This is a genomic window from Petrotoga mexicana DSM 14811 (assembly GCF_002895565.1).
In the GTDB taxonomy this organism is placed as follows: Bacteria; Thermotogota; Thermotogae; order Petrotogales; family Petrotogaceae; genus Petrotoga; species Petrotoga mexicana.
In genome coordinates this window covers 1-12,218 of the sequence record NZ_AZRN01000015.1, presented here as the reverse complement: position 1 = coordinate 12,218, position 12,218 = coordinate 1, and the positions used below count along the sequence as shown (strand labels likewise).

The following is a 12,218-nucleotide window of genomic DNA, read 5'->3' as shown; positions in this document are numbered from 1 at the left end:
TTTGCCCCGCTCCCCACCCATTAGAAGGAGGAACTTCTCCCATCGTTCCGCAGTCCACTTTTAAGGAAGAAGAACTTCTCCTATCACTGCTTCTCACGCGTTATAGGAAAACTCTACTAAATTATATGATAGCACACATTCTAAAAAATAAGAAAAACCCTCTTACAATTTCCATAGAGGGTTTATTAAAGTATCACAGAAATTCAATACAATTTTTAGATCCACCAACGGAATGTTATTCCATTGCTTCTATGTACTGATTTATCTTTCTTTGTTCTTTTCCAATAGACCTTACAATTACAAACAATAGCACCGCTACTGTTCCAAGTATTATTAGAGAAGTAAGCTGCATGCTGATATTTTTGAAGATCCACAATGGACCTTGGGCTAACATTAGGTCATAAAAAAATAGCAAGCCAAAAATAGCCGCAGCGTACCCCATTGTTATCAATTCTATAACCAATACTTCTTTCCCTTTGAAAACCTTGTTCATTTGGGATATATCTCTTTTGGGATCACTGAGAAAGATTCTTGTTCCTAACAGTGATGAATAGTACAATAATATGACGGTAGGAATTATTAATACTAAATCAAAGAAATTAAATTTTAAAAGAATTGAGAAAACTATTGTAAGAGCTATAAACTCAATAGTATAAAGCCCTGTAGAAATCATTATTTTTGAGTTCACCATAGTTTTTGTTTTGAAAGGAAATAACTTTGGAACGGGCCAGATTTTTATTTCTTCAGTCAACATATACGCAGAAATCATGGCAGAGTAGTCTGCTGCTATCAACACAAAAAACATCGCTATGTAAGATAAATCTTGCATACCTGTGAAAAAGAATATGAACGGCAATACTACCGGATAAATCATCATAAAGATCAATTGGGAATTCCTGAAAAGAAGTTTTCTATCTTTTTCAAAAAGAGGAAGACGTTTGGTTTTAAACTTTTCAATTTTTTTAACCTTTGATTTTTTTCTCGATGTTGAAAAATCAAGTTTGTTCGCATATCTGTATATCAAGTAAAAGAACAATATTGAAACAGCGTAGATGAAAACAAGAGAAAAGATGTCGCCGTTAATAGCATTGATGAATTGAGCATGTGGCCAAAGAGGGTTCATAAAAATATTAAGGGAGTTCCCCATGCCTTCCACAAGGTTTTCTGGATCGTTGGTCATCATCATTGGAAGAAATTGCGGTATTAAGACCATAAAGATAATGCCTATGAAATAAGTTAATTGTGCAATTCTTTTTGCAGATGTTTTACCAACAAAGAAAGACATAATTAATCCTATTACAATCGATATAGATATCAAAAAAAGAAAAAACCCTATAATACCCAAGATAGATAGAATTACATTTGAACCTTTCAAAATCATATACGAGACAACGATTGATAAAAAAGCACCACTTCCTATTCCAGACATAATTAAACTATCTATCGTAGAAGAGAAAAAGAGTGTGGATCTTTTAATAGGCATGGTCAAAAGGATGTCCATCATATCGTTATCAAAAAACGTAGTTACAATTAATGGAGAAAATTGTAAAACAAAAATGGCACTTACAAGTAAAAAGGAAGGTGCGAACATTAGTTCTAACAAAGTATAATTAGAATCCAAACCTAATTGATTCAACGGAATGTTTAAATTAAAAGAACCTGCGGCTGCAAGCATCGTTGGAATGATAACAACTAAAAAAATTATTGGGACTATCAGATAACTCATTATACTAGAGATCATACCTGATCTTCTTTCTATTCCTTTTTTATTTTTTGTCGGTCGAGATTTGTTTTTATAGGAGTATTTTAACAACAATTTCAATTCATTCATAATTGTCTCAGAACCTCCCCACTAAAGTTCATCGATTATTTCTTTTACTTCACTACCCCCTGTTAATTCCAAGAAAATATCTTCTAAGCTCTTATTCCCGAGTTTAGAGAGAGATCTCAACTCTTCCAAATTACCTTCAGCAAGGATTCTACCGTGATCGATGATTCCTATTCTGTCACACATCTTTTCTGCTATTTCAAGTATATGCGTCGTAAAGAATATCGAAGAGCCTTCGTTTTTGTATTTTTGTAAAAGTTCTTTGAGTATCCTCGCCGCTCGGGCATCCAAACCTACAGTTGGCTCGTCTAAAAAAATCACTTTTGGTTTTCTCATCAAAACTGAGGCAACCATTAATTTTTGTTTCATACCATGAGAATAATCACCTATGTAATCGTTAAGGTAATCTATCCCAAAGGCATCACATATTTCGTTGAATCGGGAATGAATTTCATCTGAATTTAATTTGTATACGTTCATTACAAACTCTATATACTCACTACCTTTGAGGTTCTCATACATTTTTGGTTCATCAGGCACAACTCCAATTTCTCTTTTTATCTCCATTTCGTAATTATTGTAATCTTTATCCATTATGAAAATTTGACCAGAGGTTGGTTTTAATGTTCCTGTGAGCATCCTTATCGTTGTAGTTTTCCCTGCACCGTTGGGACCAAGAAAACCATAAATTTCACCTGCTTTTACGTTTAAGTTGATTCCATCAACAGCAGTGAAATCTTTAAATTTTTTTGTTAAATTTATCGCTTTTATCAAAGTTAATCCCCCCTCTACTTCGTTCTTATTTTAACAAGTATAAAACCCTTCTTTTTTGGTTCCAGAGGGTTTTCCCATTGTGTTAGCTTTGAAAGAAAGGAAATCTTAAACCTTCAATTTCTTTTTCGTTTTTTTCAAACTTACCAGAATACTCTTCCATTTCTTTTAAATCCCAATCGAACACCGTTAAATAACAGCTACCTTCCTTTTCTTCGCTGAATATTGCCGGAAAATCGTATAGATCTCCAGAATCTTCTTTCTCGCTCTCTTCTTCGGCTAGTGACACCTCAGTAATCACTGAATACGCTTTTAAATCAACGATCTCTGCCAACTCACCTAAGAAGTACATGAAATTGTCAAATTCTTCTTCACTATCGACATCTAATGGTAAGTTAACGGGGACGACTTCTTCTTCAACTTTGAATTGTGACAAGTGATCGTTGATATCCTGAGCCAATTCTTCATCAAGTTCTTTTATCTTCTCCAAAAATTCTTTCTTAGATTCCTCACTAAAATTCACCCACAAAATAACTTCAGGGTGAAGATGGTCCTCATGTACTAAATTTGAATCATTCATATACTCGATAGCCACTGTGTGAAAATTTGGATAATTAGAAATAAAAATCTCCTCCTTTTTTATTGAACCAAATTAGAAACTTTAAATCAATTTTCGCATCCATCTCTTGATTAACACTCTAAAGTTGTCTGAATTGAACCAAAATATTATTGTTAATATTATTATACCATTATTTTTTTATTATGCATATTAATAAAATAAAACAGGAAATTATATTTTGAATACCAAAAATAATTGACCTTCGAAGAAACTTTGTTTATTGATATTCTTACTGTTATTTAAAACTCTATACCCTTTCTTGCTTGAACACCTTGGTTGTAATAATGTTTAATCTCTTTCATCTCGGTAACCAAATCCGCAATTTCTATAATTTCTTCTGGGGCATATCTTCCAGTTATTACAACCTCTATTGTTAGAGTTCTTTCTCTGATCGCTTTTATAACTCTACCCAGCGGAATCAACTTGTAGTATAAAGCAATATTTAACTCATCCAACACGACCAAATCGTATTCAACGCCTTTTAAAACCTTCTCACAAACATCCATTCCCTTACTGGCTGCCTCTATGTCTTCTTCTGTAGGTTTTTTGTATATAAAACAGTCTCTACCAAACTGTTGAATTTCGATGTTCTTAATATATTGGCTCACTTTCAACTCACTGTACTCCATGCCTTTTATAAACTGCGCGAAAAAGACTTTTTTGCCCGCAAGTGCCGCTCTAACAGAAAGCCCTAAAGCTGCTGTTGTTTTGCCTTTGCCGTTGCCAGTATAAACATGAACGAAAGATTGTTCCATCTCAGCCACCTCATTCTCTGCTAAAAATTTATTTTCTTACAAGCTTTTTTATACCCTTACATTCTTTTTAATTGCAAATTTGGATATCTGGCTTATACCCCCTGCGAGTGAAATATTTCGAAAGATTTTGTCTTTTTCCCTTTCATCCCACCAAGAACCTGCTAAAATACTTACCCCTGTTCCAACAAACGCATCGGGAAACATCGGGGTCGATGCCCCAATTAAAACTATCTCTCGGGCATTTTTGCATAAACTTAAAAGATACTCTAGGCTGTGGTTTATAACAGTAGTCCCACTTAAAAAAACAATTTCACATTTTGGAAGTATGTCCTTTTGTTTCTCCTCAGGGAGGACTTTACCAAAAATGCCACCTTTTTGCGAAACTCCACGGTCAAAAATAAATACATTTTTGACCATTCCATTGAACATATTAGCAACTTGAGGAATATAGCCTATCGAGCAAACATTATCCTCTGGTGTGATTTCAATAGAAAAGGGGTGAATAGAAGTATCTACATCAACCAAAGGAAGGGAGCGTGAAGCTGCTGTTAACACAGTAACGCCGATAGACCTTTGCAGATCATCTTGACCCGTTAGAGCCCATTCGGCAATTTCTAAACTATCTTTACCAATAATATCTTGAGCATACGGAAAAATAGAGCAACCTGATTTTAAATTCTCACGTAGAACATAACTTACACCCATATAATTATTACTAAGTTCCAAACCAACAAGTGAAATTCCTATAACCGCATCTTTGATCTTTAATCCTTCTAAATAAGGCTGTGCTTCTTCTATAACTCTTTCAATTATCATCCTGATCCCCTTCTTAGTGAGTTATTTAACTATTGAAATATTAAAAATGTTCCTTCTTCCTATTTCCCATGATTTTGATAATTTGTTTTCAACCCCATTATATCATCTAAAAACCTAAAAAAATTCATTAATTTGTATTAGCCTTCGATAGCTAAATCAATAACTACTTTAGCTCTTCTATTGTAATACTTTAAATATTTTTCTTTATCTGATTGTGGATTTGCTCTTAGGATAAGAAAAAAAGGGAAGAAACAAGAAAGTTGCTTTAAAAACTGTTTTTATTTCTTATTGTTAGAATAAAAAAATGAGAGATAATATCGCTTCCCTTATTCCCCTCTATTTGTAATCTTTTTCAAAGTAAAGAAAAGAGAAAAATGCCTCATGTTTGCAGGCATTATTTTCTTTCCTACTTTCCCTTTATAAAAGCTTGTCTAAAAGGCTGGACTGTACAGTATAGAACCTCAGCAAGTTAGTATAATGTAGTTTCTGCTTTATCTACATTTTACATTATTTAGAGCAAAAGGGGAGACATCAATACCCGCTTCATTCGTATTTTCCATTAATTAAAGTGTGATTAAAAATTTAGGGGATACTTCGTAGAAGCTTAAGAATAATCTACAACGAGGTCTAAACTCTTAGGCTATCTTCTATTCTTCAAATCAAAAAGACGTAGAAAAAAGTGCTTACGTTCGCTAACTTTGCTTCCCTTCCTTCAATTTATCAAAGCTTGCTTAAAAGGTGGAAGAACATTACTTGAAATTGCCGGAAGATGAAGATTGTACTGTTTCCATTTTTTCCCTCACCCTCCATTCCTCTCCAACCCTTTCCTTCTTCATAGGTAGAATAAAAAGATTATTATCCGATACCGATTAATTTAATTCCTCAGAGGTTTCCATTCATTACAGGTAGGATAAAAAGAGGATAGAATGTTAGAAGGTATAAATGAAGATGAAATGTTTCCATTCCTCGCTCCTACCTTCCATTCCTCATAGGTAGGATAAAAAGGCAGTGGTCTAAATTTGAACATAGGTGAAAAAATATTAGGTTTCCATTCCTCATAGGTAGGATAAAAAGGAGGATCGAAATGAATAGGTCTATAAAAAGTTACTCTAGTTTCCATTCCTCATAGGTAGGATAAAAAGCTGACAAAGTGGTCTGAGTTGCAAAGTCCTTGCTGTGTTTCCATTCCTCATAGGTAGGATAAAAAGTTGACCTCGCTTCCGTTTTTTAGGTTCTTCAAATATGTTTCCATTCCTCATAGGTAGGATAAAAAGCCATTCTATCTCCTCTTTTAATTTTTCCAGTAAATTCAGTTTCCATTCCTCATAGGTAGGATAAAAAGCTGGAATAACAAATCAAACTTTGAGCAATTTAGCAAGTTTCCATTCCTCATAGGTAGGATAAAAAGATAATCTTCTGTTGCCGACCACAAAGAACTAAAAGTGTTTCGATTCCTCATAGGTAGGATAAAAAGATTCCAAGAAACCCGTATTTTTTGAAAGTATTCAGGTTTCCATTCCTCATAGGTAGGATAAAAAGGCAGTGGTCTAAATTTGAACATAGGTGAAAAAATATTAGGTTTCCATTCCTCATAGGTAGGATAAAAAGTTGTAATTCTGTATTAGAAAGTTCTTCAATACGATCCTCGTTTCCATTCCTCATAGGTAGGATAAAAAGGGAAAAATTTTTTTGTTAATATAATCAAGTTCTTGATTGTTTCCATTCCTCATAGGTAGGATAAAAAGTAGAAACGCTGTAGAAGTTTTTAGCGATGGAAAGTTGTTTCCATTCCTCATAGGTAGGATAAAAAGGAAAGGCGAAGCTTTGCCAATTAGAAGATTTGACGCGTTTCCATTCCTCATAGGTAGGATAAAAAGATGAAAAAATGGCAGAAGAATATTTTAATAGTTTGATGTTTCCATTCCTCATAGGTAGGATAAAAAGTTGTATAACTTCCTCTTTGCTAAATCCTCCACTTATGTTTCCATTCCTCATAGGTAGGATAAAAAGTAAATCTTCTTTTTCTATTTTTTCTAAAAATACATGTTTCCATTCCTCATAGGTAGGATAAAAAGTTACGATATTAATTCAAATTTTGAAACCTGAATGGAGTTTCCATTCCTCATAGGTAGGATAAAAAGGGAAAAATTTTTTTGTTAATATAATCAAGTTCTTGATTGTTTCCATTCCTCATAGGTAGGATAAAAAGACATTTGCAAACTTTACAATAGCTGTGAATAGAAACTTGTTTCCATTCCTCATAGGTAGGATAAAAAGTTAAATTGACTTTCTATTTTTTCAAGCTCTTCTAAAATGTTTCCATTCCTCATAGGTAGGATAAAAAGAAGTCTCATTAAATGCGGATTTCAGAAGTTGAGAAAGAGTTTCCATTCCTCATAGGTAGGATAAAAAGTTTTCTGCCTGTTCTTCTGTGAGCCCTTTTTTCAAAAGTTTCCATTCCTCATAGGTAGGATAAAAAGGCTTGCTATCGTCATTCTTAAATTGATATGAAATTGATGTTTCCATTCCTCATAGGTAGGATAAAAAGCTATATATTCATTTACCATCGCAAATTGTACATAAGTAGTTTCCATTCCTCATAGGTAGGATAAAAAGGAAGTTATTTACTTACTGATACAAAAGGAAATCAATAGTTTCCATTCCTCATAGGTAGGATAAAAAGTCAAGGCAAACCTATGGAACCAGTCTATTATAAAAGTTTCCATTCCTCATAGGTAGGATAAAAAGTGGAATTGTAAGAAAAAGAAAAAGGAGGAATAAAAAATGGAGTTTCCATTCCTCATAGGTAGGATAAAAAGTTATTTCAAGCTTTATAAGTCTTTTATAAAGAAGGTGGTTTCCATTCCTCATAGGTAGGATAAAAAGTACAAAGTGAAAGCTATAATAATATAATTCTTTTTTGTTTCCATTCCTCATAGGTAGGATAAAAAGATACGCTGTGCTGTACTTGCTATTGTTAATCTCAAATGTTTCCATTCCTCATAGGTAGGATAAAAAGTTTTAATAGATGATTTAAAAGCTTCTATCATTTCTAAGTTTCCATTCCTCATAGGTAGGATAAAAAGAAATACTTAAGGAAGCAAAAAATAAAAGTTTCAAAGAGTTTCCATTCCTCATAGGTAGGATAAAAAGCATTTCAAAACGTACTGCGTTGTCGTACTCTCCTGAGTTTCCATTCCTCATAGGTAGGATAAAAAGTGAAAAACCTTGACAAAGGTATAGAAATTTATTCTTCGTTTCCATTCCTCATAGGTAGGATAAAAAGGAAGAAATTTACATGTATAAAGATGGCATATATATGTTTCCATTCCTCATAGGTAGGATAAAAAGCGAAAAGCAATGAACCACTTTTTATTTCACTTAGCAAGTTTCCATTCCTCATAGGTAGGATAAAAAGAGAATTAAAAAAGCGTGATTATTCAGATGTTAGAACAGAGTTTCCATTCCTCATAGGTAGGATAAAAAGTTACCAGCAAGCTTTTTAACTTCTTCAAGTTCTTTAAGTTTCCATTCCTCATAGGTAGGATAAAAAGACACATCACGCCTATATGCCCTTTTTACTGTGTTAAGTTTCCATTCCTCATAGGTAGGATAAAAAGGAGCAGTTTACAGAAGCACAGTTGAAACAAGCTATGTTTCCATTCCTCATAGGTAGGATAAAAAGCTAAAACCGTCTGGACTATTGATTACTTATTCAGGGGTTTCCATTCCTCATAGGTAGGATAAAAAGGAGCTGAACACGAATTCAATGATTACAACATTTATATGTTTCCATTCCTCATAGGTAGGATAAAAAGTCAGGAGTTTGGAGTATTTCTCTTATTTCTTTGTTGTTTCCATTCCTCATAGGTAGGATAAAAAGTATCTGTCAATAAGAATTCTGCCATTTCTTTTTTATGTTTCCATTCCTCATAGGTAGGATAAAAAGTATGCCAGATAAGAAACCCGTTTTAATCAAAAATGAAAGTTTCCATTCCTCATAGGTAGGATAAAAAGAAGTACAGCTCAAAGAATATGGAATACCAACTTTTTGAAGTTTCCATTCCTCATAGGTAGGATAAAAAGGAACTACCTTTCAAATATTATAAGAACAAAAGAAAATTGTTTCCATTCCTCATAGGTAGGATAAAAAGCAACGACCTCAAGACGTACAGAAAAGCGTACTTAAGTTTCCATTCCTCATAGGTAGGATAAAAAGGATTTGAATTTCAAAATGCTCATGATTTATTGATTGTGTTTCCATTCCTCATAGGTAGGATAAAAAGTTAAATCAAATTTGCCCCCGTTGTGTGAATATATCCGAGTTTCCATTCCTCATAGGTAGGATAAAAAGACGAAAGCAGGGAAAATTAGAACAATTAGAAAAACAGTGTTTCCATTCCTCATAGGTAGGATAAAAAGTTTTTTATTAAAGAAGTTAATTCATTTAGCTTGCTTTGTTTCCATTCCTCATAGGTAGGATAAAAAGTTTTTTATTAAAGAAGTTAGCTCGTTTAGCTTGCTTTGTTTCCATTCCTCATAGGTAGGATAAAAAGTTTAATCTATGCTATAATAGAAACAGAAAGCAATCGTGGTTTCCATTCCTCATAGGTAGGATAAAAAGATGACGCTTTGAATACTTATATAACTCCATTATTAGCGTTTCCATTCCTCATAGGTAGGATAAAAAGTTGCTCTTTGTTCTTTAGTTTACTATTCAAAATATTGTTTCCATTCCTCATAGGTAGGATAAAAAGCAATGAACTGAGACCTGTCAATTATGACTTTGTTAAGTTTCCATTCCTCATAGGTAGGATAAAAAGTGACGCTAAAATAACTCCAACAGAAAAGATAAATCTGTTTCCATTCCTCATAGGTAGGATAAAAAGGTTATTTAGTGTTAGTTGAAGGGAGTTTACAAATAGAGTTTCCATTCCTCATAGGTAGGATAAAAAGATTTTTTGATAATCATCCAGTATCATTTTTAGAAAATTTGTTTCCATTCCTCATAGGTAGGATAAAAAGCCAAAAATAGCTTGAAAACGCTGAAACACACTATTTAGTTTCCATTCCTCATAGGTAGGATAAAAAGACAATTTCTCAAAGTTTTGCTTGACAATCGTAATTTGTTTCCATTCCTCATAGGTAGGATAAAAAGCAATTGAAGTGGAGGGAGAAAACGGCATAAAGATAGGTTTCCATTCCTCATAGGTAGGATAAAAAGGCAAATAGCTTTGAACTTGAGACTTGGAAACTCAGCTTGTTTCCATTCCTCATAGGTAGGATAAAAAGAAAGCAGATTTTACTCTGCGACCACAAAGTAGCAAGTTTCCATTCCTCATAGGTAGGATAAAAAGTCAACAACGAGATCTATAAACATATCGTAGAAAAAGTTTCCATTCCTCATAGGTAGGATAAAAAGTAGACACCGGAAATCAAGTTCTGATTGATGCTGTTGGTTTCCATTCCTCATAGGTAGGATAAAAAGTTCTTCCGTGAAGGCTTGATGATTGGTGAAAAAGAGTTTCCATTCCTCATAGGTAGGATAAAAAGGAGAACGAAAATTTTCAAAAAGCAAGTAGTGGAGAGTATAGTTTCCATTCCTCATAGGTAGGATAAAAAGTGTTTCATGGATGGGAATAAAGCAAATCCCAAATAGTGTTTCCATTCCTCATAGGTAGGATAAAAAGCATTAGACGTACTCAGTGATAGCAATGGATATAAAGTTTCCATTCCTCATAGGTAGGATAAAAAGAGTGCTGAAAATCAATTCAAAACATTCACGAAAAATAGTTTCCATTCCTCATAGGTAGGATAAAAAGATTTGGCTGAATATTTATGTACCTCATCTAATATAGTTTCCATTCCTCATAGGTAGGATAAAAAGATGAGTGCACCAGAACCATCAGTCGCAAGTGATACTAGTTTCCATTCCTCATAGGTAGGATAAAAAGTTAAAAGAATTGAAAGATTTAGCCGAAGTAAAGCATAGTTTCCATTCCTCATAGGTAGGATAAAAAGTGAAATGGAACTTGTCACGAAGTCATAAAGAGCCATGGTTTCCATTCCTCATAGGTAGGATAAAAAGTTACTGGGCAATTGTCAGATCCATTCGTTGATCCAGAGTTTCCATTCCTCATAGGTAGGATAAAAAGGGAATAAATTTTGATGAAATAGTAGAAGAAGCAAAGTTTCCATTCCTCATAGGTAGGATAAAAAGTTGAAAAGAAAAGATGAAGGATTGTTAGCTGTTTTGAAGTTTCCATTCCTCATAGGTAGGATAAAAAGTATTGGATGCACTGGAAGGAATAATATACAATAACGAGTTTCCATTCCTCATAGGTAGGATAAAAAGGATATAGAAGATTGGAACACAATGCTAAACAAAACAAGTTTCCATTCCTCATAGGTAGGATAAAAAGTCTATTTGAGTTTGCAGTCTCAACATTTCTTGAATGGTTTCCATTCCTCATAGGTAGGATAAAAAGAATGTAATAAGTTGCTCGGATTTTTTCTCTTCATATTGTTTCCATTCCTCATAGGTAGGATAAAAAGAGAAAATAAACAAAAAACAAGTACAACTACGTATAGAAGTTTCCATTCCTCATAGGTAGGATAAAAAGGAATACGAGTTTTAATGCCTTCTCTAAATTTTGGAAGTTTCCATTCCTCATAGGTAGGATAAAAAGGTAAATTCTCATTTTGAAACTGTTCAATCGTATTATTGTTTCCATTCCTCATAGGTAGGATAAAAAGTTATTGTCAAGCCTTCCAAATATTGCCGTCGGAGTTTCGTTTCCATTCCTCATAGGTAGGATAAAAAGTGAAGAAGTTGCAGAAGATACACGAACGAAATTATGTTTCCATTCCTCATAGGTAGGATAAAAAGCCCCTCCACGTAGATATTTGAAAGTATCCAATTGAAGTTTCCATTCCTCATAGGTAGGATAAAAAGTAGAAGTGCCTTTTTTAGAGGTTACCGAAAGGGAGATGTTTCCATTCCTCATAGGTAGGATAAAAAGTTTGTATCCCTAAAAGTATTTACCCTCGAATCATAGGTTTCCATTCCTCATAGGTAGGATAAAAAGTGGAATATATTCCGCTTATAATAGTTTTATTTTTATTAAGTTTCCATTCCTCATAGGTAGGATAAAAAGTTAAGCAGTTGGAAGAGTTGCTCAAGCCTGATCCTGGTTTCCATTCCTCATAGGTAGGATAAAAAGACGTATCAATCTCTTTTACAATGCCGTTTGTATTGGTTTCCATTCCTCATAGGTAGGATAAAAAGGCATAAAGGGGGTAAAAAATGAAAGAGATAAAAAAAGTTTCCATTCCTCATAGGTAGGATAAAAAGGCATAAGATAAACATAAATACTATATCATAAAAAATTACGATTGTCAAGCAAAACTGGCTCCTTGTCAAATATGG

The 12,218-nt window shown here is 33.6% G+C and carries 6 protein-coding genes and 1 CRISPR repeat array; of the genes, 1 reads left to right on the top strand and 5 read right to left on the bottom strand.

From position 1 onward, the window contains the following. Positions 1–260 (top strand): hypothetical protein (locus tag X927_RS10245; protein WP_211287818.1); only part of this gene is annotated, 260 nt, incomplete at its 5' end. On the opposite strand, the gene X927_RS04965 is transcribed toward X927_RS10245, so the two are convergent. The 5 genes from X927_RS04965 to X927_RS04945 all read right to left on the bottom strand — a co-directional run bounded on the left by X927_RS04965 (position 236) and on the right by X927_RS04945 (position 4,789). Further along, entirely contained in the window at positions 236–1,831 is a 1,596-nt protein-coding gene (locus X927_RS04965) for a hypothetical protein (RefSeq protein WP_103077000.1), read from the bottom strand. The two genes, X927_RS10245 and X927_RS04965, sit on opposite strands and share 25 nt — an antisense overlap. A gap of 21 nt (positions 1,832–1,852) precedes the next feature. After that, on the bottom strand, positions 1,853–2,602 hold the full coding sequence (locus X927_RS04960; RefSeq protein ID WP_103076999.1) for an ABC transporter ATP-binding protein: 750 nt from the start codon (positions 2,600–2,602) through the stop codon (positions 1,853–1,855). An 82-nt stretch (positions 2,603–2,684) separates the two neighbouring features. After that, on the bottom strand, positions 2,685–3,179 hold the full coding sequence (locus X927_RS04955; RefSeq protein ID WP_146026579.1) for a hypothetical protein: 495 nt from the start codon (positions 3,177–3,179) through the stop codon (positions 2,685–2,687). Positions 3,180–3,457: 278 nt separating this feature from the next. Further along, on the bottom strand, positions 3,458–3,973 hold the full coding sequence (cobO, locus tag X927_RS04950) for a cob(I)yrinic acid a,c-diamide adenosyltransferase (protein ID WP_103076997.1): 516 nt from the start codon (positions 3,971–3,973) through the stop codon (positions 3,458–3,460). A 48-nt stretch (positions 3,974–4,021) separates the two neighbouring features. Further along, positions 4,022–4,789, bottom strand: a complete 768-nt coding sequence (locus tag X927_RS04945) for a DUF364 domain-containing protein (protein ID WP_103076996.1) — start codon at positions 4,787–4,789, stop codon at positions 4,022–4,024. A gap of 821 nt (positions 4,790–5,610) precedes the next feature. Beyond that, positions 5,611–12,143: a CRISPR direct-repeat array (repeat unit 30 nt; unit sequence GTTTCCATTCCTCATAGGTAGGATAAAAAG). Between the last annotated feature and the right edge of the window lie 75 nt (positions 12,144–12,218).

What these genes read in the sequence shown, in the direction of transcription:
- X927_RS04965 (WP_103077000.1), bottom strand. Translation starts at nt 1,831, where the DNA reads ATGAATGAATTGAAATTGTTGTTAAAATACTCCTATAAAAACAAATCT.
- X927_RS04955 (WP_146026579.1), bottom strand. Translation starts at nt 3,179, where the DNA reads ATGAATGATTCAAATTTAGTACATGAGGACCATCTTCACCCTGAAGTT.
- X927_RS04945 (WP_103076996.1), bottom strand. Translation starts at nt 4,789, where the DNA reads ATGATAATTGAAAGAGTTATAGAAGAAGCACAGCCTTATTTAGAAGGA.
- cobO (WP_103076997.1), bottom strand. Translation starts at nt 3,973, where the DNA reads ATGGAACAATCTTTCGTTCATGTTTATACTGGCAACGGCAAAGGCAAA.